The 26,298-nt window shown below is 53.4% G+C and carries 19 protein-coding genes, 1 tRNA gene, 3 pseudogenes and 1 other annotated feature; of the genes and pseudogenes, 13 read left to right on the top strand and 10 right to left on the bottom strand.

The window, feature by feature from the left end; genetic code table 11:
- Nucleotides 1-6 precede the first annotated feature (6 nt).
- On the bottom strand, nucleotides 7-1,251 hold the full coding sequence (locus ACMV5H_RS10970) for an MFS transporter (RefSeq protein ID WP_414821831.1): 1,245 nt from the start codon (nucleotides 1,249-1,251) through the stop codon (nucleotides 7-9).
- Nucleotides 1,252-1,605: 354 nt separating this feature from the next.
- Between ACMV5H_RS10970 and ACMV5H_RS10965 the strand changes: the two genes are divergently transcribed.
- Nucleotides 1,606-2,598: an acyltransferase gene (locus ACMV5H_RS10965; protein WP_414821830.1), complete on the top strand. Its 993-nt coding sequence runs from the start codon at nucleotides 1,606-1,608 to the stop codon at nucleotides 2,596-2,598.
- Here the strand turns inward: ACMV5H_RS10965 and ACMV5H_RS10960 are convergent.
- The 4 genes from ACMV5H_RS10960 to xylA all read right to left on the bottom strand — a co-directional run bounded on the left by ACMV5H_RS10960 (nucleotide 2,595) and on the right by xylA (nucleotide 7,044).
- Nucleotides 2,595-3,512 carry a GlxA family transcriptional regulator gene (locus ACMV5H_RS10960; protein WP_414821829.1) on the bottom strand — a complete coding sequence of 306 codons (918 nt, stop codon included), beginning with the start codon at nucleotides 3,510-3,512 and terminating at the stop codon, nucleotides 2,595-2,597. The genes ACMV5H_RS10965 and ACMV5H_RS10960 overlap by 4 nt on opposite strands.
- A 2-nt stretch (nucleotides 3,513-3,514) precedes the next feature.
- On the bottom strand, nucleotides 3,515-4,066 hold the full coding sequence (locus ACMV5H_RS10955; protein WP_414821828.1) for a cysteine hydrolase family protein: 552 nt from the start codon (nucleotides 4,064-4,066) through the stop codon (nucleotides 3,515-3,517).
- Nucleotides 4,067-4,221: 155 nt separating this feature from the next.
- The gene (gene xylB, locus ACMV5H_RS10950; RefSeq protein WP_414821827.1) at nucleotides 4,222-5,673 is read right to left on the bottom strand and encodes a xylulokinase; all 1,452 of its coding nucleotides are present in this window, start codon (nucleotides 5,671-5,673) and stop codon (nucleotides 4,222-4,224) included.
- 51 nt (nucleotides 5,674-5,724) lie between these two features.
- Complete coding sequence (gene xylA / locus ACMV5H_RS10945) at nucleotides 5,725-7,044, bottom strand: xylose isomerase (RefSeq protein WP_414821826.1); 1,320 nt, start codon at nucleotides 7,042-7,044, stop codon at nucleotides 5,725-5,727.
- 369 nt (nucleotides 7,045-7,413) lie between these two features.
- Between xylA and xylF the strand changes: the two genes are divergently transcribed.
- From xylF to ACMV5H_RS10905, 8 genes are all read left to right on the top strand, one after another.
- Entirely contained in the window at nucleotides 7,414-8,409 is a 996-nt protein-coding gene (gene xylF / locus ACMV5H_RS10940) for a D-xylose ABC transporter substrate-binding protein (RefSeq protein ID WP_179246279.1), read from the top strand.
- Between the two features lie 28 nt (nucleotides 8,410-8,437).
- Nucleotides 8,438-9,979, top strand: a complete 1,542-nt coding sequence (locus tag ACMV5H_RS10935) for a xylose ABC transporter ATP-binding protein (protein WP_414821825.1) — start codon at nucleotides 8,438-8,440, stop codon at nucleotides 9,977-9,979.
- Nucleotides 9,957-11,141, top strand: a complete 1,185-nt coding sequence (xylH, locus tag ACMV5H_RS10930) for a xylose ABC transporter permease XylH (RefSeq protein ID WP_414821824.1) — start codon at nucleotides 9,957-9,959, stop codon at nucleotides 11,139-11,141. Before ACMV5H_RS10935 ends, xylH begins: the two co-directional genes overlap by 23 nt.
- Before the next feature lie 51 nt (nucleotides 11,142-11,192).
- On the top strand, nucleotides 11,193-12,371 hold the full coding sequence (xylR, locus tag ACMV5H_RS10925; RefSeq protein ID WP_059199223.1) for a D-xylose utilization transcriptional activator XylR: 1,179 nt from the start codon (nucleotides 11,193-11,195) through the stop codon (nucleotides 12,369-12,371).
- A 115-nt stretch (nucleotides 12,372-12,486) separates the two neighbouring features.
- Entirely contained in the window at nucleotides 12,487-13,833 is a 1,347-nt protein-coding gene (locus ACMV5H_RS10920) for an esterase-like activity of phytase family protein (RefSeq protein ID WP_414821823.1), read from the top strand.
- A gap of 260 nt (nucleotides 13,834-14,093) precedes the next feature.
- Nucleotides 14,094-14,783: a helix-turn-helix transcriptional regulator gene (locus ACMV5H_RS10915; RefSeq protein ID WP_414821822.1), complete on the top strand. Its 690-nt coding sequence runs from the start codon at nucleotides 14,094-14,096 to the stop codon at nucleotides 14,781-14,783.
- Between the two features lie 123 nt (nucleotides 14,784-14,906).
- Nucleotides 14,907-17,225 (top strand): Orn/Lys/Arg decarboxylase N-terminal domain-containing protein, encoded by a 2,319-nt coding sequence (locus ACMV5H_RS10910; protein ID WP_414821821.1) that lies wholly within the window; start codon nucleotides 14,907-14,909, stop codon nucleotides 17,223-17,225.
- Between the two features lie 80 nt (nucleotides 17,226-17,305).
- On the top strand, nucleotides 17,306-18,658 hold the full coding sequence (locus ACMV5H_RS10905) for an amino acid permease (protein WP_414821820.1): 1,353 nt from the start codon (nucleotides 17,306-17,308) through the stop codon (nucleotides 18,656-18,658).
- A 369-nt stretch (nucleotides 18,659-19,027) separates the two neighbouring features.
- Here ACMV5H_RS10905 and ACMV5H_RS10900 read toward each other — a convergent pair.
- Nucleotides 19,028-19,399 (bottom strand): annotated as a pseudogene (locus tag ACMV5H_RS10900) (Rpn family recombination-promoting nuclease/putative transposase); the annotation flags it as partial.
- A gap of 485 nt (nucleotides 19,400-19,884) precedes the next feature.
- The gene (locus ACMV5H_RS10895) at nucleotides 19,885-20,469 is read right to left on the bottom strand and encodes a DJ-1/PfpI family protein (RefSeq protein WP_021181316.1); all 585 of its coding nucleotides are present in this window, start codon (nucleotides 20,467-20,469) and stop codon (nucleotides 19,885-19,887) included.
- A 174-nt stretch (nucleotides 20,470-20,643) separates the two neighbouring features.
- Between ACMV5H_RS10895 and ACMV5H_RS10890 the strand changes: the two genes are divergently transcribed.
- The 4 genes and pseudogenes from ACMV5H_RS10890 to ACMV5H_RS10875 all read left to right on the top strand — a co-directional run bounded on the left by ACMV5H_RS10890 (nucleotide 20,644) and on the right by ACMV5H_RS10875 (nucleotide 23,600).
- Nucleotides 20,644-20,738 (top strand) — tRNA-Sec (locus ACMV5H_RS10890).
- 164 nt (nucleotides 20,739-20,902) lie between these two features.
- The gene (locus ACMV5H_RS10885; RefSeq protein ID WP_414821819.1) at nucleotides 20,903-22,117 is read left to right on the top strand and encodes a tyrosine-type recombinase/integrase; all 1,215 of its coding nucleotides are present in this window, start codon (nucleotides 20,903-20,905) and stop codon (nucleotides 22,115-22,117) included.
- A gap of 162 nt (nucleotides 22,118-22,279) precedes the next feature.
- Nucleotides 22,280-22,475, top strand: a pseudogene (locus ACMV5H_RS10880) (integrase); the annotation flags it as partial.
- Between the two features lie 201 nt (nucleotides 22,476-22,676).
- The gene (locus ACMV5H_RS10875; RefSeq protein ID WP_414821818.1) at nucleotides 22,677-23,600 is read left to right on the top strand and encodes a DNA cytosine methyltransferase; all 924 of its coding nucleotides are present in this window, start codon (nucleotides 22,677-22,679) and stop codon (nucleotides 23,598-23,600) included.
- Here the strand turns inward: ACMV5H_RS10875 and ACMV5H_RS10870 are convergent.
- The 3 genes and pseudogenes from ACMV5H_RS10870 to ACMV5H_RS10860 all read right to left on the bottom strand — a co-directional run bounded on the left by ACMV5H_RS10870 (nucleotide 23,587) and on the right by ACMV5H_RS10860 (nucleotide 26,141).
- Nucleotides 23,587-24,534 (bottom strand): hypothetical protein, encoded by a 948-nt coding sequence (locus ACMV5H_RS10870; protein WP_414821817.1) that lies wholly within the window; start codon nucleotides 24,532-24,534, stop codon nucleotides 23,587-23,589. The two genes, ACMV5H_RS10875 and ACMV5H_RS10870, sit on opposite strands and share 14 nt — an antisense overlap.
- 208 nt (nucleotides 24,535-24,742) lie before the next feature.
- Nucleotides 24,743-24,910, bottom strand: a complete 168-nt coding sequence (locus ACMV5H_RS10865; protein ID WP_414821816.1) for a hypothetical protein — start codon at nucleotides 24,908-24,910, stop codon at nucleotides 24,743-24,745.
- A gap of 79 nt (nucleotides 24,911-24,989) precedes the next feature.
- Nucleotides 24,990-26,141: pseudogene (locus tag ACMV5H_RS10860) on the bottom strand (IS3 family transposase).
- Nucleotides 25,806-25,922: a sequence feature (AL1L pseudoknot), on the bottom strand. It overlaps the preceding pseudogene by 117 nt.
- Nucleotides 26,142-26,298 lie beyond the last annotated feature (157 nt).

Below are 26,298 nucleotides of genomic sequence, written 5' to 3'. Positions count from 1 at the left end.
TAACCATTACACTGTGGCACTCGGTGCGGGAGTGGCGCCACCACGGTGTTTACTGAGGAACAGCGCCGTCAACATCAGCCAACACAGGCCACTGACCAGATTGAACAGGCTGAATAACCCGTTACCGCCCCAGACATAGGCTACCTTGGCCAGCTCGATGCCAATGGTGAACACCGACATGCTCAGCATCCCCATCACGGCCGAAACGGCACCTTTGCTCACGTTGCTGGAAAACAGCGTCAGGCGATACAGACCGGCGTTCGCCAAACCAATGCCGTAAGCATAAAGGCTCAGCCCGGCGGTCATCCATAGGTAGGCATGGGCGGAAAATACCGTGGCCAGTGCGGCGAGCAGCAGGCCCAGCAGCATCGGCCATGCGCCCAGCTTGATCGGGCGTTCAATACTGAGTTTGCCGGTGATGCGAGCTAGCGTCAGGTTGCCGAGGATCAGCGCGCCAAACACCGGAATTTGCAACAAGCCATAGTCCAGCGCCGAGAGTGACTCACCCTTGATCAGGATCACCGGAGATTGGGCAATCCAGGCCAACAACGGCAGGCTGGCAAAGCCGATAGCCAATGAACCACAGATAAAGCGCCGATTGGCCAGCACCTGACGATAGTCCCGCCACAGATTGGCCGCCGAGAAGGCTTCCCCCCGCAGCGTGGCGGTTTCAGGCATGGCTTTCCACAGGCCGACAAAGGCAATCGCGGCCAGGGCAGCAAACAGTACAAACATGCTCTGCCAGGAGGCGACGTGAACCCAGGCGGCCCCGGCCAACGGCCCCAGCAGCGGGGCGATCAACGCCACGTTAGCCATCAGCGCGGTGATTTTGATACATGTCGCCTCTTCAAACGACTCCTGAATGGTGGCATAGCCCACCGCGCCGATAAAGCACAGGCCGATCCCTTGCAGGAAGCGCATCACGATAAACTGTTCGATATTGGTGACCAGCAGAATGGCCAGACAGGTGACGATAAAGAACAGCACCCCGGCCAGCATCACCGGGCGGCGGCCACGGCGATCTGACAGCGGGCCAAGCAGCCACTGCAGGAAAATGCCGCCAGCCAGATAGGCGGTCATTGAGGTGGGCACCCATTCCACACCGGCGTTGAAATCGGCCACGACCGCCAGCATACCGGGCTGGATCATATCGTTGGCGATATAGGTCGCGAATTCGAACAGTACCAGACAAAGTGGGAATAAAAGCGCCTGTCGGCCCAGAAGTGCCGCAGGGGGTAATGATGTTTTCATTTTTATTTTACTGATAGTAAAGAAGAAATAAGGAACTGCCAGGGCGGGAGAGCGCAAACTGAGCGAGTTGTGGCGGCTATTTTGCCGCCAATTGTTCACCTTGGCAATCATAAGGTGATTTTAGGCTCATTCTTAATAGCGCTTTTAAGCGTTGTGCTGAGCCCCCCTGAGCTATAACCTCTGATTAACATTTCTCTATACCCGTCGTCTTTCAAGCTGCAGCGTTGTTACCTGCACTATCTCACCCCAGTCACTTACTAAAGTAAGCTCCTGGGGATGAGATAACTGGGCGCCTAGCTGCAGCTCGAAATCCATAGGGTATATGACAGAATTATAGGCAACTGACGGGCAGCAATGAGCAATAAAATTGGTTGGATAGATAACTTACGTGCGCTGGCGTGCATGATGGTGGTGATGATCCACGCGACCACCTACTACGTCGCCAACGGTGTGGCTGTGGGTGAACATAACTGGGATATGGCTAACGTATTGAACTCGCTTTCACGGGCTTCGGTGCCGCTGTTTTTTATGATTTCCGGCTTTCTGTTTTTTGGTGAGCGCAGTGCCAACCAAAAACACTTTATCCGCATTACCTGCTGTATTTTGTTCTACAGCGCCATTGCCCTGATTTATATTGCCTGCTTTACCCGCATCGGCTTTTGGCCCTCGTTGCGCGCTATCCTGCAAAAGCCGGTGTTTTATCACCTGTGGTTCTTTTATGCCATTGCGGTGGTCTACCTGCTTTCGCTGCTGATCAGCGTCAAACCGGTTTCTGGCCGCTATCTGGCCGGGGTGATCGTCATTCTGGCGATTATCGCCAACCCTAATACCAGCAAGCTGACCCTGGATAATGTCCAGCTACTACCGGTGAACCTGTACATCTTTGGCGATACCTTCTATTACCTGCTGTATGCCTTGGCAGGGCGAGCGATCGGCATGATGGCTACCCAACGGCGCGGTATGAGCCTGTTGGCGGTGCTGTGCTTTATTGTTAGCGTGGTCCTGATTATCCGTGGCACCAAAAGCCAGATGTTTATCAACGGCAGCTTTGCCGATACGTTTTATATGTACACCGGCCCCTTGGTATTTGTGGCGGCGGTCTCGCTGCTGGTGTGGTGCAAAAACTGCCTGCCGAATCCAATCGGCTGGCTAGGCGTGATCTCCCGCCACTCGCTGGCGATCTACGGCTTTCATGCCCTGATCGTTAACGTGATGCGTAACCAGCACTGGGAGTTTCCGGCCTACCCGCTGTTGGATATCTTCTGGGTGTTTGGCATGGCGCTTGGCGTGAGCCTGCTGTTGTCGATGGGGTTACAGAAAGTGGATACCCGGCGGCTGGTGTCTTAAGCCTGCCAGCGCTGCTGTGCCCGCCGCAGTTGGCGCCCAGAGGAGAAGCCTGCGGTTAGCGCGGCTTTTTCCAGGCCGTAACCTTGTTGCAGGCGTTGCTGTGCTACCGCCAGCCGCAATTGCTCATGGTATTCCCGCACGCTGAGGCCGATATGCAGACGGAACAGCCGGGCCAGATGGCGGCTGCTGACGTGGGCTTTCTCCGCTACCTGAGGGACCGACCACTCGGCCTCCGGCTCGGCGGCCATCACATCCTGCGCCCGGTGCACGGCTGGATGCAGATGATTGCGATAGCGTAACCACGGGGAGAGCTGCGGATCGTCGCCGGAGCGGCGGAAATAAACCACCATCTCACGGGCAATCTCCAGCGTACGGTCAGCCCCACAGTGCTGATTGACCAGGTGCAGGGCCAAATCGATACCGGCGGTGATGCCCGCGCTGGTAAACACCCCACGATCCTCAACGAAAATACGGTTTTCCTTCACCTGTGCTGCCGGTGCCTGCTGGCGCAAGCGCTCGATCACGGCGTGGTGAGTGGTGCAATGATAGCCGTCGAGCAATCCGGCCTGGGCGGCCAACAGCGCACCGGAACAGACGCATACCAGATCTATCTGCCGCTGGGCCAAAGCCGGGCGCAATGCCTGGAGCCAATTGCGTGCCAGAGCCGCTTCCTCGCTAGCAAAGTAATGCGTTGAGTCTGCCACCCCCGGTATCACCAGAATATCCCCTTCGTTCCACTGTTGCGGCAAGGGAGCTAGCTGGCCGATGGTCATGCCGATGGAACAGGAAATTTGCGGCACCGGGCTGACATAGTGCAGCTGGAACTGCCCGGTTAGCCGCAATACCTCTGCCGGGCCGCTGACATCCAGTAGCAGCACGTTGGGGAGCATCAGAAAGTAAACGGCCTTGGGCATGATTATTCCTGTGAAAGTTGCGCCAATGCTTCATCGACGCTGGCAATAGTGGCAAAGCGGTCGACCAGCACGGTTTCAGTATGCCGCTTTAACTGCTCGGGGGTAAAGAGGCTGCCGTCCGGGTGATGCATTGGGAAAGTGAGCGTAGCTTCGGTCACAAACGTCACTTTATAACCTAGATCCGAGGCGACGCGGGTGGTGGTTTCACAGCATTGCTCGGTGCGGATACCGCTGATGATTAGATGGTTGATCTGGCGTTCACGCAGCCAGGCATCCAGGCCAGATTCAGTCAGCGCATTGTGTACTTGCTTTTGCACCGTAACGTCAGCCTGGTGGTTCAGGAACGGCAGGCGTTTCACGTAGCCAGATGCCAAAGAGAACGGCCCCTTAGGCGAGACATGGAACACGTCGACCAGCGGCACCCCTTGCTGCTGACAACCCGCAATCAGGCGTGTCAGCGCCTGTTGAAACGCAGGCAGGTCGTCTTCCTGCCAGAACGGACGGTGTTGAAAAGATTGTTGAACATCGATGATCAATAGTACGCTACGTGACATTTTCGGCCCTCCTCTATTTGGTATAACACCATATTGCGCCAGCGATAGGGCAGAAAGAAGGTCAAAAACGGCCATCATGATGGCAACAACGGACTAACGTTGAAGAAGGGAAACCCCTCGTCGATTGAGAGGGGTTATGTGCGGCTAGGGAGGGGTTACATCAGCGGCTGCAGGCAGCGGTAAAGCTCGCGGAAGGTGCGGCGTTGAGCTGCATAATATTGATGCCGTTCGGCATCCGGCTCATGCACCTGCTCTAACGGTAATTCCGGCAGTAGGGTACTCAAGGGGTAGCCGGGGTTCAGCGCAATCTGTGCCAGCCGCGCGGCTCCCAATGCCGGGCCAACGTCGCCGCCGGTGCGGTATTCCAGCCGCTGGCCGCTGATATCGGCCAGCATCTGACGCCAGAACGGGCTGCGAGCACCACCGCCAATCAAGGTGATAGCCGTGGGTTGCAGGCCGCTGGCATGCAGCACGTCCATGCCATCCGCCAGTGCGAAACCCACGCCTTCCAGCACTGCCCGTGCGAGATCGTTCGGCCCATGTTGATGAGTGAAGCCCCAGAAGGCGCCTTTGGCATTCGGGTTGTTGTGTGGCGTACGCTCGCCGGAAAGATAGGGCAAGAACCACAGCGGCGTTTCAGCAGGAGCGGCCTGCTCAACGTTACGCAGCAAGGTGGCAACGCTGTCGACATGGGTTAACTGGCAGGCCCAGTCCAGGCAGGACGCCGCGCTGAGCATCACCGACATCAGGTGCCAGGTCTGCGGCAGCGCATGGCAGAAGCTGTGCACCGCGCTGGTCGGGTTACTGAGGAAACCGTCGCTGACGGCGAAGTAGACGCCAGAGGTACCCAGTGACAGCATCGCCTGCCCGGCCTGATACAGCCCAACGCCGATCGCCCCGGCGGCATTGTCACCCCCGCCGGCCACCACCGGCACCGGTGCCATCCCCCAACGTTGGGCCAGTTCGCTATGCACTTGCCCGGTGATCTGGTTGCCTTCAAACAGATCAGGCATCTGCTCACGCGTCAGTTCGCAGGCATCAAGCATGGCGTCGCTCCAGTCACGTTTGGCGACGTTTAGCCACATTGTCCCTGCGGCATCGGACATATCGCTGGCAAACTCGCCGGTGATGCACCAGCGCAGGTAATCCTTCGGCAATAACACCCTATCGATCTGCTGGAAAATCTGTGGCTCGTGCTCTTTGACCCACAGTAGCTTGGGGGCGGTGAAACCGGGCATCATCAGGTTGCCGGTGATTTCACGTGAGTTGGGTACGGTTTGTTCTAGTGCCTGGCATTGCGCAAAGCTGCGGCCATCGTTCCACAGGATGGCCGGGCGTAATACCCGTTGCTGTTTATCCAGTAACGTTGCGCCATGCATCTGGCCGGTCAGGCCAATGGCTTTGACCTGTTGCAGACTATGCTGCTTAGCTAATGCCAACATGGCGCGGTCGGTGGCTTGCCACCAATCTTGCGGGTCTTGTTCAGACCATAGGGGATGGGGGCGTGAGATGGGCAGTGGTTCACTCTGGCTGGCCAGCAGTTGGCCTTGCTCGCCTAGCAGGATGACTTTCACGCCGGAAGTACCGAGATCGATTCCAATGTACATGAGCACGGATCCTTTGAAGCGCGGTGAGCGGACCCACCGCGCCGTAGAGAGTTAGCCGAACAGGTAGCGGTTGACCAGGTTCTCCAGCTTTTCCTGATGCCCGCTGACATGTTGTGGGGCCAGCACCTGTTGCTCGGCGTGCTGTGCCAGCGCTTCGAGCGACAGTTTCCCTTGCAGGATCTGTTGGCCCAGCTCACCGTTCCAACCGGCATAGCGTTTGGCAACCTGCTGATGTAGCTGACCATCTTCGATCATGCGGGCGGCCACTTTCAGCGCCAGCGCCATGGTGTCCATAGCGCCGATATGGCCGTAGAACAGATCATATTTGTCGGTACTTTGGCGGCGCACCTTCGAGTCAAAGTTCAGCCCGCCGGTAGTGAAACCGCCGGCCTTGAGGATTTCGAACATCACCAGCGCGTTTTCCTCCACGCTGTTCGGGAACTGATCGGTATCCCAACCTAGCTGTGGATCGCCCCGGTTGGCATCGACCGAGCCGAAAATCCCCAGCGCGATGGCGGTGGCGATCTCGTGGTGGAACGAATGCCCGGCCAGCGTGGCGTGATTGGCCTCGATGTTTACCTTGATCTCTTTTTCCAGGCCGAACTGTTTAAGGAAACCGTAAACGGTGGCGACGTCGTAATCGTACTGATGCTTGGTCGGCTCCTGGGGTTTGGGCTCGATCAGCAGCGTTCCCTGGAAGCCGATCTTATGTTTGTGCTCAACCACCATCTGCATAAAGCGGCCAATCTGTTCACGCTCCTGGCGCAGATCGGTATTGAGCAGGGTTTCATAGCCTTCACGCCCGCCCCACAGCACATAGTTTTCACCGCCCAGTTTGTGGGTAGCATTCATGGCCGTGAACACCTGAGTGGCAGCCCAGCTGAAGACTTCCGGATCCGGATTGGTCGCCGCCCCGGCACCGTAACGCGGATGGGTGAAGCAGTTGGCGGTGCCCCACAGCAGCTTCACGCCGCTGCTTTGCTGTTTCTCAGCCAGCACGTCGGTCATGATCGCAAAATTGTTCAGATACTCTTTTAACGTGGCCCCTTCCGGTGACACGTCGATATCGTGGAAGCAGTAGTAAGGCACGTTCAGCTTATGGAAAAACTCGAACGCCACATCAGCCTTGCGTTTAGCCAGCTCCAGCGCTTCGCCCGGCTGTTGCCAAGGGCGATCGAAGGCCCCAATGCCGAACATGTCTGCCCCGTTCCAGCAGAAAGTGTGCCAGTAGCAGGCGGCGAAGCGCAGATGGTCGGCCATACGTTTGCCGAGGATGATTTCATCGGGGTTGTAGTGGCGGAAAGCCAACGGGTTATTGCTGCTGGTGCCTTCGTAACGAACCTGTTCTAGCTGATCAAAATAGGATTGCATGAGTGACTCCTTGGTAACGGTGCCCGGCGTAAGGGATGCGCTCATCTTCGGAGTAAGCGGCGGAATGCTCAATTACGTTATTTCACACTTAAATTCACAGAATTATTAAATGTGCGCGGGATCTCATAATTTAACGAAGGGCCGGTTTTATTGGTCGCGGGTTATTTCACAGGTTTAAAACATGACCGCCATCATAAAATCAACATTAAACCAAAAACCGTAATTCACTGGTGAAAATCTGTAATTGCTGAACACCGCATAAGCGACAACAATCCACTGGAAGTTTCGTGTTTTATCTCGTCACCTTTCAATTTTGCCGTTTGAAAGCGTACGGATAACTATTTCCCTACACAACTCAAGGGTTATAAAATGAAATTCAAACCACTCTTGCTTTCAGCTTGCGCACTGCTGCTACTGGCCAGCCAACCGGGCTACAGCCAACAGATTAAAATCGGTATGGCTATCGACGACCTGCGTCTGGAACGTTGGCAAAAAGACCGCGATATTTTTGTCAAGAAAGCCAACGCCCTGGGGGCCGAGGTGTTTGTTCAGTCGGCCAACGGCAATGAAGAAACCCAAATGGCGCAGATCGAGAATATGATCAACCGCGGCGTCGATGTTCTGGTGATCATCCCTTATAACGGCCAGGTGCTAAGCAACGTGATCAGCGAGGCGAAGCGTGAAGGTATCAAGGTTCTGGCCTATGACCGCATGATCAACAATGCCGATATCGATTTCTACATCTCGTTTGATAATGAGAAAGTAGGTGAAATGCAGGCGGAAAGCCTGGTGCAGCGCGTGCCGCAGGGCAACTACTTCCTGATGGGCGGCTCGCCGGTGGATAATAACGCCAAGCTGTTCCGCAAGGGGCAGATGACCGTGCTGCAACCGCTGATCGACAGCGGCAAGATCAAGGTGGTGGGCGATCAGTGGGCCGACGGCTGGCTGCCGGAAAACGCGCTGAAGATCATGGAAAACGCCCTGACGGCCAACAATAACCATATCGACGCGGTCGTGGCCTCCAACGATGCCACCGCCGGTGGAGCCATTCAGGCACTGGCTGCACAAGGGCTGGCGGGGAAGGTGGCGATCTCTGGTCAGGACGCCGATCTGGCGGCGGTAAAACGCATCGTGGCTGGCACCCAAACCATGACGGTCTATAAACCGATCAGCAAGCTGGCCGACGAAGCGGCGGATATCGCCGTGCAGCTGGGCAAAGGGGAACAACCCAAGTCCAATGCCAAATTAAATAATGGCAGTAAAGAGGTTTCGGCCTGGTTATTAACCCCGGTACAGGTGGATAAAACGAATATCGACAGTACGGTTATTGCCGATGGTTTCCATAAGCAATCCGATCTTAATTAATGGCAATGCCATCTGGGGGGAGTGAATAATGCCCTGCCTGTTAGAAATGCGAAATATCACTAAACAATTCGGCGCAGTGAAAGCCGTGGATAATGTCAGCCTGCACTTGGAAGCGGGGCAGGTATTATCCTTGTGCGGTGAAAATGGCTCAGGAAAATCCACCTTGATGAAAGTGCTGTGCGGAATATATCCGCACGGCAGTTATCAGGGCGATATTTATTTTTCGGGCGAGATTGTTACGGCGAAAACCATTTGCGATACCGAGCAGAAAGGCATCGCCATCATTCACCAGGAATTGGCCCTGGTGAAGCAGATGACGGTGCTGGAGAACCTGTTTCTCGGCAACGAGTGGGGCCGCTATGGGGTGATGGATTACGACAACATGTACCTGCGCTGCCAGCGCATGCTGGCGCAGGTTAAGCTGGAGGTTGACCCTAATACCCGCGTGGGTGAACTGGGGTTGGGCCAACAGCAGTTGGTGGAGATTGCCAAGGCCTTGAACAAACAGGTGCGCCTGCTGGTACTCGATGAACCCACCGCCTCATTGACCGAAAGTGAAACCGCCACGTTGCTGGCGATCATTGCGGATCTGCGCGATCACGGGATCGCCTGTATCTATATTTCGCACAAGCTCAACGAGGTGAAAGCGATCTCGGACTTTATCTGCGTGATCCGCGATGGCAAGCACATTGGCACCCGGCCTGCGGCGGAGATGAGCGAGGACGATATCATCGCCATGATGGTTGGCCGTGAGCTGACCGAGCTGTATCCGCAGGAACCCCATACCATCGGTGAGGTGGTCCTGCAGGTGGAAAACCTCACTGCCTGGCACCCGGTCAACCGCCATATCCGCCGGGCCGATAATGTGTCTTTTACCCTACGGCGTGGGGAGATCCTCGGCGTGGCCGGGCTGGTTGGCTCCGGGCGTACCGAAACCATGCAGTGCCTGTTTGGCGCCTATGCGGGGCGTTGGCAGGGCAAGATCACCATCGCAGGGCAGGCCGCCACCATCACCAACTGCCGCGAGGCAATGCGATATGGCATCGCCATGGTGCCAGAAGACCGCAAGCGCGATGGCATCGTGCCGGTAATGGGCGTGGGGGCCAATATGACGTTGGCGGCGCTGGGGGATTTCAGTGGCGCATTGACGGTGCTGGATGATGCGCAGGAGCAGGCAACTATCCAACAATCGCTGGCACGGTTACGGGTGAAAACGTCTTCTGCGGAGCTGGCTATCGCCCGTCTCAGCGGGGGTAACCAGCAGAAAGCCATCCTGGCGAAGTGCCTGTTGCTGAACCCGCAAATCCTCATTCTGGATGAGCCAACGCGCGGCATTGATATCGGTGCCAAACAAGAGATTTACAAGTTAATCAATCAATTGGCACAGCGGGGGCTCGCGGTGATTGTGGTGTCCTCCGAATTGCCGGAGGTGCTGGGGTTAAGCGATCGGGTATTGGTGATGCACCAGGGGCAGATTAAAGCCGATCTGGTGAACCGCGATCTGACCCAGGAACAGGTAATGGAAGCGGCCTTGAGGAGTGAAACACATGTTGAAAAGCACGCAATCTGAAGCCAGCCTGCCGGCAGTGGGGGCAAAAAAGCCGCTGTTCGGGCTGAAAACCGTCAACTTGCAGGTGTTCGTGATGTTGGCGGCGATCGCCGTCATCATGCTGTTCTTTACCTTTACCACCGAAGGGGCCTATCTCAGCGCCCGTAACATCTCCAACCTGCTGCGCCAGACGGCGATCACCGGCATTCTGGCGGTGGGCATGGTGTTCGTGATTATTTCGGCGGAGATCGACCTTTCCGTTGGTTCAATGATGGGGCTATTGGGGGGCGCGGCGGCGATATTTGACGTCTGGTTCGGCTGGCCGTTGCCGTTGACCATCGTGGTCACGCTGTTGGCGGGGCTATTGCTGGGGGCCTGGAATGGCTGGTGGGTCGCCTATCGTAAAGTTCCTTCGTTTATCGTCACCCTGGCGGGGATGTTGGCGTTTCGCGGCATTCTGATCGGCATTACCAATGGCACCACCGTGTCACCCACCAGCAATGCCATGTCGCAGATTGGCCAGAGCTACCTGCCTAACGGAGTGGGTTTTGGCATTGGCGCGGTCGGCCTGATGCTGTTTGTGGCCTGGCAGTGGCGGCGGCGCAGTAGACGTACACAGCTGGGCTTGCCGGTAGCGGCAGCGAGCGGTGATATCACCCGGCAGAGCATCATGGCCATCCTGGTATTAGGGGCGATTTATCTGCTGAACGACTATCGCGGGGTACCAACGCCGGTGCTGATCCTGACCGCATTGATGCTGGCTGGGATCTTTATGGCGTCGCGTACCGCCTTTGGCCGCCGTATTTATGCCATCGGCGGTAATATCGATGCCGCGCGGCTTTCCGGGGTTAACGTTGAACGTACCAAGCTGGCGGTGTTTGCCATCAACGGCCTGATGGTGGCGATTGCCGGGCTGATCCTCAGTTCGCGCTTGGGGGCCGGTTCGCCCTCTGCCGGTAACATTGCCGAGCTGGATGCTATCGCCGCCTGCGTGATCGGTGGCACCAGCCTTGCCGGGGGGATCGGTAGCGTGGCGGGAGCGGTGATGGGGGCGTTTATCATGGCCTCATTGGATAACGGCATGAGCATGTTGGATGTGCCGACGTTCTGGCAATATATCGTCAAAGGCGCGATCTTGCTGCTGGCGGTGTGGATGGATTCCGCGACCAAACGCCGGGTGTAGGCGTGGCTTCACACTTGTAGCTGTGGCCGTATTTATTGCTGGGGAGCCCCCATGTTTAAGAAGCGCTACCGTATTACGCTGTTGTTCAACGCCAATAAAGTGTACGACCGGCAGGTGGTGGAGGGCGTTGGCGAGTATTTACAGGCGTCGCAAAGCGATTGGGATATCTTTATCGAAGAGGATTTCCGTTGCCGCATCGATAATATCAAGGACTGGCTGGGGGACGGCGTGATCGCCGATTTCGACGACCGGAATATCGAGCAGTTATTGCGTAACGTCCAGGTGCCGCTGGTTGGCGTCGGGGGCTCTTACCATCGGGAGGCGGATTACCCGCCGGTGCATTACATCGCGACCGACAACCATGCGCTGGTGGAAGCGGCGTTTATGCACCTGAAAGAAAAAGGGCTGAACCGCTTTGCATTCTATGGTCTGCCGGTGGAAGGGGGGAAGCGTTGGGCGCAGGAGCGTGAGCAGGCTTTTCGCCAGTTGGTGGCGGCGGAACAGTATCAGGGGGTGGTGTATCAGGGGATGGAAACCGCGCCGGAGAACTGGCAATACGCCCAGAACCGCTTGGCGGACTGGGTGCAGACCTTGCCCCAGCAGACCGGGATTATAGCCGTTACCGATGCGCGGGCGCGCCACCTGTTACAGGTGTGCGAGCACCTGGATATTCCTGTGCCGGAAAAACTCTGTGTGATTGGCATTGATAACGAAGAGCTGACGCGCTATCTGTCGCGCGTGGCGTTGTCGTCGGTGGTGCAGGGGACACGCCAGATGGGCTATCGTGCCGCCAAGCTGTTGCATCAACTGCTTGATCAGCGCGAGCTGCCGCTACAGCGCATTCTGGTGCCGCCGGTGAAGGTGATTGAACGGCGGTCTACCGATTTCCGTTCATTGCGTGATCCGGCGGTGATCCAGGCCATGCACTATATCCGTTACCATGCCTGCAAGGGGATCAAGGTGGAGCAGGTACTGGATGCGGTGGGCATGTCCCGTTCCAATCTGGAAAAACGCTTCAAGGATGAAACCGGCCAGACGATCCATAACGCCATCCACCAAGAGAAGCTTGATCGCGCCCGCAATTTACTCACCGCGACCTCATTACCCATCAACGAAATTTCCCAGATGTGTGGCTACCCATCGTTGCAGTACTTCTATTCGGTGTTCAAGAAGGGCTATGACATGACGCCCAAAGAGTGCCGCGACCGTTTTGGGGAGGCTGGCTATTGAAACCGCAGTGTGGGCATTGTTTGTTACGTGGCAGATAATATTTCTGTCATTACGGCTCCCTATAGTGGCGTTGCTTTTTACCTTTGGGCAAAACCATAACCAGGGAATTCATTATATGCATAAATTACCCTCCCGCCTGGCACTGCTGGCCAGTTGTCTGGCATTCAGCACCACGCTATGGGCGCAGGCTCAGGAAGTCCCCGCCGTGCTGGCCGGGCACGCCGTATTACCGGTGAAGTCCAGCGTCACGGCCCCCCAGGATGCACCAACCGATCTGCAACAGAGCGGTAAATACACCAGCGGCAAACGCATCACCGAACTGGGCAGCGTAGCGGGGAAATCTGCCGATCGGCTGACCGGCATCGGACTACCCATCAATGGTCAGCCATTGCAGGGGCACTCCGGCATCAAACACATGCCGGATGGCACCTACTGGGTGCTGACCGATAACGGCTTTGGCAGCAAAGCCAACTCGCCGGACGCCATGCTGTATCTCAACCATTACCGTATCGATTTCAAGGAAGGTACGGTAACGCCGCTAAAAACGCTGTTCCTGCACGATCCCGATAAAAAAGTCCCGTTCCATATCGTCAATGAAAGCACCGACAAACGTTACCTGACCGGCAGCGATTTCGACCCGGAAAGCTTCCAGTTTGCCGACGATGCCCTATGGATCGGCGATGAATTTGGCCCTTACCTGATTAAAGCGGATCTGAACGGCAAGGTGCTGGCGGTGTTTGATACCCAGGTTGATGGCAAGGTCGTGAAATCGCCGGATAACCCGACGCTGACGCTGCCAGGTGCGCCGGACGGCAAGCAGAACTTCCAGGTCGCGCGCTCCAAGGGCTTTGAAGGAATGGCGGTATCACCGGATGGCAGCAAGCTGTATCCGCTGCTGGAAGGGGCGCTGTGGGACGGCGAACAGTTTGAGAACCTGGCGGGCAAACGCTATCTGCGGGTGCTGGAGTTTGACGTCAAACAGCAGGCATGGACAGGCCGTAGCTGGCAGTACGTGTTGGAAGACAATCAGAACGCCATCGGTGATTTCAATATGATCGACGCCACCCACGGGCTGGTGATCGAACGTGATAATGGTGAAGGTACTGCCGATAAAGCCTGTGTGGCAGGTGCGCCAACGGATAACTGCTTCAGCCAGATCGCCAAATTCAAACGGGTGTACAAAATAGCGTTTTCTGACGCTAACGTCGGCAAACCGGTAGAAAAACGGGCATATATCGATTTGCTGAACATTCAGGACCCACAGAAGCTGGCGCGTAAACCGCTGAATAACGGCGTGCTGACCTTCCCGTTCTTTACTATCGAGAATGTCGACATGGTGGATGGCAGCCATATCATCGTGGGGAACGACAATAATTTCCCGTTCTCTTCCAGCCGCGAACCCAACGTGGCAGATGATAACGAGTTTATTTTGCTGGATGTGAAAGCCCTGCTACAGCCGTAACACTCTCCTTTATCGCCAAGCCTTCTCCTGATTGGGGGAAGGCTTTCTTATTCCGGTGATGAAGAAATACGTTAAGTGACCCCGCTTTTTGAGGAGCATAGTAGATATAGGGCACGTTCATTTTCAGGAAAGTATATTAATAAAACGTTACTTTCAATCTTGCCGCTTCAGGTTGGCTTTCTGGTAGTCTGCTCTGGGCGTTTTACACTATGTCGCCATTTGTATTGCGAATAATGGCACCAAGGATTGAAGGTGGGAAAATGTCTCGTGTCAGTACCGAAAGTATTATTGTGAAATTAAATTCGTTAGCTATTGCTATTCCTTTGGAGATCCTGATTGCGTGGGAGTCTAGTGATGAGGCCTGGTGTTTAAAGGACGTGCATAAAAAGCCCGTGTATGCCAATGCCAGATATGGCCTATTGCTGAAGCCGGAAGAAAATGGGAGGCCTTCCGCACTAGCCCCTTTTAAGCCCTTTATCTCCATCCATGATCAACGCGTTATTGATGAGATGAGGAAGATTGAAGCAATAGGGATCCTCCCTATCGATAGCAAACGCATATTCAGCGTGTTTTATTGTGAACGCATGCCCTACTACGACAAACAGGCTCATTGCTCTGGTATTATCAGCCATATCAAACCACTGCACTCCATCACCGCACGTTTTTTTGTCTCTGGTGATGATATCGGTAAATTAACCGTTGCTTGTCCCTCCGAGATTTTATCCGCTAAGGAGTGGGTCGTGGCTTTTCTGCTGTTACAAGGCATGGCGGAGAAAGAGATTGCCGGTATTCTCAACAGAACGTTGAGAACGATAAAATTCCATAAAAGTAATATTCTGGCGAAGGTCCATTGTGAAACCACTCGGGAATTTATATTTTTTGCCAGAAAGCAGCAATGGCAATTCTATATCCCACCATTATTTTCCAAACCCTGTTATATCATCCGCTAATCACCTCACTACAAAACTGTACCTTTGGTACAGTTTATTGTTTGTACTTCAAGAGTATGCTCGCTTTCATCATCTGGCATCCCAGTTGATATCTCAATGACATGGATGAGAAGAGGTCATACAATGAGTTACGCAAGCAATCTTGATTTTCCAATATTAATTGTTTCTGTACGCGATAATAAAATACAGGTCGATGATGACTATCATGCGATTAAGGAGGTGCTGGCATTAAATAACTACCATTTTATCCACGCGGAAAGCAATGAAACGGCCCTGGTGATGGCCCGAAAAGAAGCGGGCATCGGCTGTATCATTATTAATGAGTGTGATGGTGCTAACTTGGGCGGGGGTTCTCCCATTATCAAGGAGATTATTCGCGTGATCCGGGCTAAAAACAGCCGGGTGCCCATCTTCTTTTCGTCAAGTGTGCCTTTGTTAGGGCGTTTATCGACGGAGGTGATTCAAGAGATCCATGAGTACATCAACATCAGCGAAGATACGCCCAGTTTTATTGCTGGCCGCATTCATCTGGCGATACGCCAGTATATTGAGAACCTGCTGCCGCCTTACTTCGCCGCGCTAAAAAGTTACGCGTTAGACAGCCCTTACTATTGGGATTGCCCGGGGCATCAAGGGGGCGTTGCCTACCTTAAGCACCCGGTAGGCCGTGAGTTTATCAATTACTTTGGCGAAAACCTGATGCGGGCAGACATCGGCATCTCTACGCCGGAAATGGGGGACTGGCTTGAACATAAGGGAGCGCCGGGCGAATCGGAAACGCGAGCCGCCAAACTCTTTGGCGCGGACAAAACCTTCTACGTGACAGGCGGATCTTCCCAGTCTAACCAGATAGTAGGCCACTCAATTGATTTAAAAGATAAGATCATCCTGGTAGACCGCAATTGCCACAAGTCCGTCAACCATGAGCTGACCATCTCCCAGGCTAAACCCGTCTATTTCCAGCCTGCGCGTAATGGGCTCGGCATTATTGGCTTGATCTCTCCCGATCAGTTTGAGGCCAGCGCGATCCAGCAAAAAATCGATGACAGCGTGCTGGCTTATCAGGCAGAAGACCGCAGCCCCGCTTATGCCATCATCACTAACTGTACTTACGACGGTTTGATTTATGACGTCACTGCCGTCACCCAAAAGCTGGCCAAGTCGGTACCCCGGATCAAATTTGATGAAGCCTGGTATGCCTATGCGAAATTCCATCCCCTGTATCAGGGGCGGTTCGCCATGGATGTCCCCGAAGATAAAGACAACGGCCCAACGCTGTATGCCGTGCAATCGACACACAAGATGCTGGCGGCCTTTTCTTCGGCCTCGATGATACATATCCGCAATTCCAAACGTGCCCCGGTGGATTACGACATTTTCAATCAGGCTTTTATGATGCACGGCACCACGTCACCGTTCTATCCGATCATTGCCTCAATGGATGTGGCGACCGCCATGATGGAAGGGCAAGCCGGTAAGACATTGGTCGATGAAGCTATCCACGATGCTATCAGCTTCCGCAAGACGCTGGTGACCGTCGCAGACAAGCTCAAAGCGGAAAAAAGTGACAAGGGATGGTTCTTCGATGTCTGGCAGCCGAGCACGTTGCTGCAGGAGGGCAAAAAGGTTCCTTTCACCCAGGTGGCCGACGAGGTGCTAGCCAACGATCCCACCTGCTGGCAGTTGCGAGCCGGAGAGGCATGGCACGGCTTTGGCGACTTGCCGGAGGGTTATGCGATGTTGGATCCCATCAAGGTCACCATTACCTGCCCTGGGCTGAACGCGCAAGGAAAGATGAATGTTTTCGGCATCCCCGCGCCGGTAGTGGCAAAATTCCTGGATACCCAGCGCATTATCCCGGCCCGCAACGGCGACTACACCATTCTGGTGTTATTTGCATTGGGTTCTACCCAGGGCAAATGGAATACCCTGATCGACATGCTGATGATATTTAAACATCACTATGACGAGAATATCCCGCTGACCTCGGTGCTTCCGCAGGTTGCGGCCAGCTCTCCCGCCTATCGCAACATGGGCATCGGCGATTTATGCCGGTCGATCCATCAGGCCAATATCGAGCTGAAAATTGCCGAACTTTTGGAGCTTGCCTGTTCTGCGGAGGCCATCCCTGTTCTTACCCCCTCCCAGGCCTACCAATGCCTGATCTCCGACCAAACCGAGCAGGTCAAGGCTGCCGACATATGCAACCGCACGCTGGGCGTGATGATAACCCCTTACCCACCGGGCATTCCGCTCATCATGCCAGGTGAAAAGGTGACGTCAGAATCACGGGCCATCGTCGATTACCTGGTGGCCTTGCAGACCTTCGGCCAGCGATTCCCCGGCTTTGAACATGAACTGCAGGGTGTGGAAGTGGATGAGAACGGCACTTATTGGGTGCGGTGCATAAAAGAAACGCCTGCCAGCGCTTCCATACGTTAATCGGCCCGCGCTTTATCCCCATGGGTGCGATCCGCACCCTCTTCAAGATGTGTATCAACGCAATAATGATGGGAAATATCATGGCTTCTGTTAATACTGCCTCCGTGAAAAAAATGGGGTTGGTCGCCCTGACGCTGGTGACCGCCTCTAACATGATGGGATCCGGGGTCTTTATGCTGCCAACCAATCTGGCAGGCATCGGGTCTATCTCTTTATTTGGCTGGGTGATTACCATTGTGGGTGTGATTGCCCTGGCGCTGGTGTTTGCGAAAAACAGCATGGTGACACCGCGTGACGGCGGCATTATTGCCTATGCCAGCGACGCGTTTGGGCCATTTATTGGCTTTCAGACCACCATCTGTTACTGGATCAGCGCCTGGGTGGGTAACGTGGCGCTGCTGGTGGCGGGTGTGGGTTACCTGAGTTATTTCTTCCCCATCCTCAAAGATCCGCTGGTCAGCTCGATCACCGCCATTGTTATCCTCTGGGGGTTTATCGCTCTGGCTTCTTTGGGGGCTAGGGTGGCCGGGCGCTCCCAATCATTCACCGCCTGCTGCATGCTGGTTGTAGTGCTGGGGATCGGTTTTATTGGCTGGTTCTGGTTCAAACCCGCGTTGTTCACCGAAGTTTATAATGGCACCAAGGATAGCGACGCTTCGGCAATCCTCTCCGCCGCATCTTTGGCTTTGTGGGGCTTTCTGGGGGTGGAATCCGCAGTGGTGTCCAGCGGACAGGTGGAAAACCCCGAATCCACGGTGCCCAAGGCGACGGTATTGGGGTTGCTGATTGCCGCCGTGTGCTATGTCACCAGCTGTTCGGTGATCATGGGGTTAGTACCGCATAGCGAACTGGTGAATTCCGCCGCCCCCTTTGCCGATGCTGCCCGTTATATGTTTGGTGAATTCGCCGGGGAAGTGGTTTCCGCACTGAGCATTATCGCCTGTTTCGGTTCGATCTCTGGCTGGTTGATCTTGCAGTCTGAAGCCCCCAAGGCTGGCGCGAAGCAGGGGTTATTCCCGAAATTCTTTGCCGTGGTGAACAAAAACGATGTACCGATGAAGGGGCTGATTTTTACCGGCGTACTGATGACCGTGGTATTACTGACCACGGCTTCGCCTAATCTGGCAAAACAGTTTCAGGTGATTGTGCTGATGTCGGTGTTTGCCTCTTTACTGCCCTATATCTATGCGCTGGTCGCGCTACCGATCATCATGGTGGCCAAATCCTTGAATAAGGGCGGGGGCTTCATTTTCTACTGCACGTTGGCGGTGATTGGCATTCTCTACAGTCTGTTTGCCCTGTTCGGATCGGGAGGCAATGCCATGTTCTGGGGGGTATTGATGATGATGCTCACCATCCCGCTGTATGCACTGGTTGCGGCAAAACGCAGCAAAAGCGGGATCAAAACACTGTATCTGGATAGCGAGGAGTAGCCGTAAAAAACAGAAAGCGCGGTAACAATGAAGGCGTTACTGCACCGTGAATGGCTCTTTTATCTCAAAGCCTTCTCCATGGTGGGGAGGCTTTTTTATGACGGTGACAAATAAAATACAGCGAATCACCCCTTTTCGGAAAGATATAAGACCCTGCTATTATTAGTTGTTCATTTTAATTAAACGCGTTACGTTCAATTTTGTGTAATATCCTGGCGGTGCGACTACACGGCAATTCTTCATACCGCCGTTATTTGCCAAACCTTGCTATATCATCAGGTAATAGTCCCACCATAAAATAGTCCCTTTGCGACTATTCAGACTACTGGCAAGGTCCGACAGTAAGGCTAGAACATTGTTCTAATAAGATTAGTGGCGGATCTGTGCCAGCTCGTCTTCGGTCAGACCGGTCATTTTCATGACGGTGTTGCGATCGAGACCGTTCTGCAGCATGGTACGGGCAATTTTCAGCGTAGCATCGCGCTCGCCTTCTGAATGCCCTTCCTGCCGACCAAGCTGAATGCCCTTCTCGATACCCTTCTCAATGCCCTTCTGTTCAAGCTGTTGTGCGATGGTCATCAGTGTGTCCCCATGTTGCGGCACTCGCTGTGCCAGTTGGCGTACAAAGGCTTCGGCGTCTGACGTTTCGCCCACCTGTACAATATAGTGTACCAGCGATACTACCTGGGATGAAGAGAGATATCCGGCCAGTAGGATGGGAGCGAGCCTATCCACCAGTTCTTAGCATAGATCCCGTGAAAGCATCGCATGGTGTAATTATGGACTACCGACTATTACAGGGGAAGAGGTATTGGCGACGTCATGGTTATTCAACTGACTTCGACCCTACGGTCGAATATATTTTCCCCGAAAAATTCAGAAGGATAGCCATATTGTCATCAATCTGAATAATTTTCGCCAAAGGTGCAGCTTATTCCCGCACTTTTTTCTTGGTTTTAAAAACGATGGGCCGGATAGAGGGGATTTTTACCGGCGTGCTGATGATCGTGGTATTACTGACCACGGCTTCACCTAATCTGGCAAAACAGTTACAGGTCATTGTTATGCGTTGGTTGCTGCTAAACGTAGCAAAAGCGGGATCAAAACGTTGTACCTGGATAGCGAGGAGTAGCCGTAAAAAACAGAAAGCGCGGTAACAATTTTCGCTTTCGGCATCGGAGCCGGAAAACGTAAACTGTGCCGCGCCTAGTTAGCAGCAGTAGCGATTAATGCACTGCCTGTGGGGCTTGCCAGTTTTCGTGATAGATATGTACGGCTTGCTCTTGCGTGGTAGTGCGATCGCCGGTCAGGCGGTAGGCCACGGTGAAGGCAAAATCAAACGCGGCCCCCAACCCTTGGCCACTGATCAGATTGCCATCTTCCACAACCCTTTCAGCCACGTAGGTACCATCTTCGATCTCCTGATGCAGATCGCCAGAACAGACATAACGGCGGCCTTGCAGCAGTTTGTTGGCAGCCAGCACGCGAGCGGCGGCAGAACACAGCGGGCAGATCAGCTTGGCAGCACGATCGTGGCGGCGGATAAACTCCACGACCAGCTCGTTTTCCGCCATTGCGGCAGTAGCCTGCGGCCCACCGGGGATCACCACGGCATCGTACAGTTGGTCCATGCGGCGTTCCAACAGAGCATCGGCAAACATACGTATCTGGTGATAGCTGCGCAGCTCCAGCCTATCCTGGCAGGACAGCAGCTCTACCTCTATCTCCATACGACGTAACACGTCGATCACGATAACCGCCTCGGCCTCTTCAAATCCTTCGCTCAGCAGGACGGCAACTTTCTTGGTCATAGCATCTCCAGCAATGTACGGGCTAATAACCCGGGCTCGGTTAGGGTAGCAGATAAAAGGCGGGAGTTTTGTGCGGGAGAGCAAGTGTAAGAAGGGGATCGCGGAAACTTGAATTCCCTCTTAGCAGCTAGGGGGATTCGCGCTATAATCTGCGACTTGCTTCCTGTTTCCAGAGGAAGATCCTCGTCCCCGGTGGGGCGGCTGGACTTCAAATCCAGTTGGGGCCGCCAGCGGTCCTGGGCAGGTTCGACTCCTGTGATCTTCCGCCATTCGATGTATTCTGAACTCCACTAAAGTCAATAAATCCCTTATAATACCCGCAAATTAAGCCACTTTCGCTCTCCTGGTGTCAACTCATGTCTACCCAAATCAAGTGTAGTCTGGGGGCACCATAGGGGGCACTGGCGATGCCCCCATTTTTGAGGTGCCCCCTATGAAGCTAACAGCCCGACAAGTTGAAACTGCTAAACCAAAAGACAAGCCGTACAAGCTCTTCGATGGAGGAGGGCTTTACCTTGAAGTAAAAACCAGTGGTTCTCGTTACTGGAGATTGAAGTACCGTTACGGCGAGAAAGAGAAGCGTCTTGCCTTTGGCGTTTACCCCGATGTATCTCTGGCAGAAGCCCGTGACAAACGCGATGTAGCTAAAAAGATTCTGGCTGCAGGTGACGATCCTGGTGAAACCAAAAAAGCTGAGAAGCTTGCTCAGAAACTGAATTCGGAGAACACGTTTGAAGCCGTTGCCCGCGAGTGGCATCAGGCTAAAGCTGACCGCTGGTCATTGCGCTATCGTGATGAAATCATTGATACCTTCGAGAAAGATATCTTCCCCTATATTGGCAAACGTCCTATTGCCGATCTCAAGCCGATGGAGTTGCTGGAAGCACTGCGCAAAATGGAGAAGCGCGGGGCGCTGGAGAAAATGCGTAAGGTTCGCCAACGCTGCGGAGAGGTCTTTCGTTTTGCCATTATCACCGGCAGAGCTAATTACAACCCTGCTCCCGATCTCGCCAGCGCTCTGGCAACGCCGAAGAAAGAGCACTTCCCCTTCCTGACGGCTCAAGAACTGCCATATTTCCTCAAAGACCTATCTGGCTACACTGGCAGTGTCATCACTAAAACGGCAACCAAGATCATCATGCTGACGGGCGTAAGAACCCAGGAGTTGAGATTTGCGCGCTGGCAGGATATCGACTTCGACAAGGGATTGTGGAACATACCGGTTGAAGTGATGAAAATGAAGCGACCACATGTCGTTCCTTTATCGACTCAGGTCATCGAGCTGTTCAACTCTCTCAAGCCAATGACTGGCGGCTATCCCTTGGTGTTCATTGGTCGAAACGATCAGCGTAAGCCAATCAGCAAGGAAAGCATCAATCAGGTCATTGAGCTATTGGGTTACAAGGGACGACTGACCGGCCACGGCTTCCGCCACACCATGAGTACCATCCTGCACGAGCAAGGCTATAACTCGGCCTGGATCGAGACGCAGCTCGCTCACGTGGATAAGAACAGCATCCGTGGTACCTACAACCATGCAAAGTATCTGGATGGGCGGCGTGAGATGCTGCAGTGGTATGCCGACTATATGGATAACCTGGAGCATGATGGGAATGTGGTGCATGGGGAGTTTGGGTATCGTGTTTAGGCTGACGTGGTTTTTTTATAGGGAGCGGCAGTGCTAGTATCAATGCTGGTGCTGCTTGTTTTCGTGAACACTTATTTTTTGTTTGGTTTCGATGAAATAGGAGCTTGAGTCGAGCTTTATCTACATACCAGAATCCTTCGAAACCGATGTCTGCGGGTATGGTGTAGTTCGTTGATCGAGTCAGGGATGTGGTCGAAGGATGCGGCTGAGCGGCAGATGAGCCAAACGAGGCAAAAAAGTGTCTACGAAACCCGGGTCTATTCAGGCTGAGCATTTGGATGAGCGAAGATTGATGCTGCAGTGGTGGGCGGATTTTCTTGATGCAAACCGTAAGAAGGGGGTTAGTCCGTTTGATTAACCGAAAATGGAACATTTTTCGCAATAATAGAGAGTCCTATTGGAAATTCAATTTAACTGTATATAATTACAGTCTCTCTGTTTTGTAAATTTCAGAATCAATGCTTGGATACCAGTGAACTTACCTTAGTTCGAAAAAAAGGTGGCCATCCAGATTGATTTCCGTTAGGATCTACAGATCAAAAATGATGAAAAAGTCGATATGAAAAAGAAACCACTAAAGCAGTACAAAGTATCCTCGTTTTTCGCAGGGATTGGTGGATTCGATCTTGGTCTTGAAAAAGCGGGGATGGAAGTTGTTTTTCAATGTGAAATCAACAAGTTTTGCCAGAAAGTCCTTAGAAAGAATTGGCCGAAAGTTCCATTACATGCAGATATTACACAACTGAATGCTGATGACATCCCAGAAAGCAGTGTTTGGTGTGGTGGTTTTCCTTGCCAGGATGTGTCGTCAGCTAACCAAGGGAAACGAAAAGGTCTAGAGGGGGCCCGAAGCGGCCTATTTTATACATATGCAAAACTCATCGAAGAAAGAAAGCCTGAATGGCTTGTTATTGAAAATGTTCCCGGACTGCTCAACAGCCACAATGGACAAGACTTCAAAGTTGTCATCGATACGTTGGTCGAACTCGGGTATGGCGTTTCGTGGAGAGTATTGGATGCAAAATACTTTGGAACACCCCAGCGCAGAAGAAGAGTGTACATTGTCGCAAGTCTTGGAGACATGCGCTCCGCTCGAGTCCTTTTTGAATCCGGAGCAACTAGAATCGTTGATAAACAGGGCCAAGGAGAGAGGGCAAATGCTTCCGGAGCCTCTGATACAGGCCTATCAAAAGCAGATATCTATTCTATCCAGCATGCAAGTATTGGACGAAAAGCAACCGCAGGACCTCAAGCAAAAGGGTACAGAAACGACGGAGAAACCTACACCCTTGACTCAAGAGGAAGTTCAGATGCTGTATGTGCGCCGGATGCTGCCTTCCGAGTACGAGCGTCTGCAGGGGTTTCCAGAGAACTGGACTCTAATCGATTCAGAGCAGTAGGGAACGCTGTTGCGGTCCCTATTGCCGAGTGGATAGGAAAACGAATTGTCCTTGTGGACCAGTTGATGCTCAACGAGGCATGATCGTAATAGTACTATTGTCTAAACATAAGAATGATCCTTCGAATAGCTCAGGGCGTGGTGCGCCCTGATCTGTTAAAAATCTTACAAACGTTGAATAGTTAGTGAATAATGTTTTTGAGTCATCAATGATCAACGGAATCGGACCCGGTTGTGGTTCTTCCGACGTGTCTTCTTTGAAAGCTAAAATACAAAGTGTCCAGTTATGTGCTTTAAGATCCCTTAGATTTGCATTCCTGAAACGTCTGTGCAAATAGTCATAGAGTAAGCTACCAACAGCAAAAACGATTTTCCCACCGGTTTGATCAACAACATTTCCCTTCACCAGAAATTGTTCTTGCTGTCGTCTCCATGCGTTGGTTTCGATAGTATTCGCTGCTACAGGTCTTCTTAGAATTTCATTCGTAGGGATTTCAAGATCAGCCCATACGGCAATATGGCGAGTAATCGCCCCTGTGCTGCTTGTTTCTCCGCCACCTTGCATTTCGAGGAGGACTTCGTCAACTTTTCCCCTACCTGAAAAGTTTCTCATTACATAGTCAGCGTGGTAGCTGTTATCTGAATCAGGTAAAGGGATATTGACTTCTCTTTTTACTCCGATCTCTGAATCCTGCAACTCAGGATCCTGATAAATTAGTTTTGCTACTTTTCTTAAAATATCTCTCTGATGTTCAACTAAAACATTGTCAACTAGCTGTGTACGCTCACCGACGATGATTGTCTTTTTTTGGCGTGTAGAACAAAGTCTATGTTCACAGACGATCCAAATAGTGCCGTCTGGTTTACGGACAGAGCAAACCGGATGATTGTTTTTACTTACTTTATCACAGGTGCGATCCATAAAAGGACATTGTGCCAGTGTGCCTCTTGCGACGGGTACAATCTGTTGTTCCACATCTGTTCTTTGGCCTAAATATTCCGCTATACTCACTGCCATTGCTCATTCCTCATTCAAGAGCTGTGTGCGACATGATCTCAGCGAACAGTAATTTATGTCAATTAATTCATAGCGTTTCTGTATCTTGGATTTCATTTTCATATGAAAAAAATGTAGTTTTAGCGTTGATGCCCTCATTCATTTTTTGATAGCTGTCAACACCGTCATAGTTGGTAAGCCGCATCGGCTATCTGCCTACCACTGGCGCTCAGAGGCAGGTGCGGGTACGCAGGGTTAGGGTCTCCGGCTTGCAGCCGATTTTAGGGGCAATGGAGGTCAGGGCTGCCCACTGCGAGGCATAGCCGTCCTGATTTTCCAGACCCATGCGGACAGCCAGCTGACGGATCTTAGGGGAAAAATGATTATTTTTAGTCATCCTGTTTACCTCTCTCAGGGAGTTTAGTATCCAAGATTGAACCGTACCGGTTTTGTGGGAGAGAGTTAAGTCCGGGAACTCAGGCTGCCAGATCCTTTTTCCCGATGGAAGCGTAATATGCTTTTTCTGCTTCAGCTGGTGGGATATGGCCGAGCCGCTCAAGCCGCCGACGATTGTTGTACCAGTCCACCCATGCCAGTGTGGCCAGCTCCACTTCCTGTCGGTTTTTCCAGCTCTGCCGGTGTATCACCTCCGCTTTATACTGCCCGTTAATACTTTCGGCCATGGCATTATCATAAGAGTCACCTGTGCTGCCCGTTGAAGCCAGAAGAGCCGCTTCCTGCAGTCGCTGCGTGTACGCCAGCGATACGTACTGCGAGCCTTTATCCGAGTGATGGATAGTGCCGGACGGCCGCCGGGCCCACAGAGCCTGCTCCAGCGCATCCAGTACGAACGTGGTTTCCATCGACGATGACACCCGCCAGCCCACGATAATGCCTGCGAACATGTCGATGATGAACACCACGTAGGCGAACCCCTGCCAGGTGCTCACGTACGTAAAATCTGCCACCCAAAGCTGATTGGGCCGTTCTGCCACGAACTGGCGGTTTACCCTGTCGCTTGCCGCAACGTCTTTCCGGCTGACCGTAGTCCGCACTTTTTTACCCCGAAGAACTCCGGCCAGACCCATCGCCTTCATCAGCCGTGCCACCGTGCATCTGGCCACGCTGAAGCCATCACGCTGCAACTGGCGCCAGACTTTACGGATGTCATAGACACCGTAGTTTTCGTCATACACCCGCTGTATTTCCCGTTTCAGTTGGTCGTCACGGCGGTCACGCTGACTATGTTTCTCCGGATGCTGGCGATATCCACAGTACCGGTAATATGTCGACTGGGCGATATTCAGCTCATGGCATACCGGTCCGACCCCGTGGCTACCGCTGAGGGCATCCAGCAGCGGCATTATTTTTTCCACAGACGGTCGAACTCCGCCTTCGCAAAATAAGCCGAGGCCTGCCGCAGGATATCGTTGCTGCGCCGCAGCTCACGGACTCCTGCTCCAGCTCTTTAAGCCGCTGCCGTTCATCTGTAGAGAGGCCACCATCACCCACGGCATTATTGCGTTCATGCTGGCGTATCCAAGCTCTGAGGGTGTCGGGGGCTACAACCTATCTTTGGGGCTATAGAATTTATGGCAGCATGTTCAGAGCCGTTGTTCCAGTAGCATTCGGACAGCACGTTCACGCAGCTCTGGTGGGTGTCAATGCCAATCGAATAGTGACCCAGGCTGCCAAAGTAAATCTGACCCACCCCTGTTAGCGGTTAGCCAGAAATGTCGGCGGTTGCCGGCTTCTTCAACTGACCACTTTTTAACTTGTCCTTCA

The sequence above is a fragment of the Serratia sp. N21D137 genome, from assembly GCF_047530005.1.
Taxonomy (GTDB): Bacteria; Pseudomonadota; Gammaproteobacteria; order Enterobacterales; family Enterobacteriaceae; genus Chania; species Chania fonticola_B.
The sequence above is the reverse complement of the archived record's forward strand: the minus strand, read 5'-3'. Positions and strand labels throughout refer to the sequence as shown.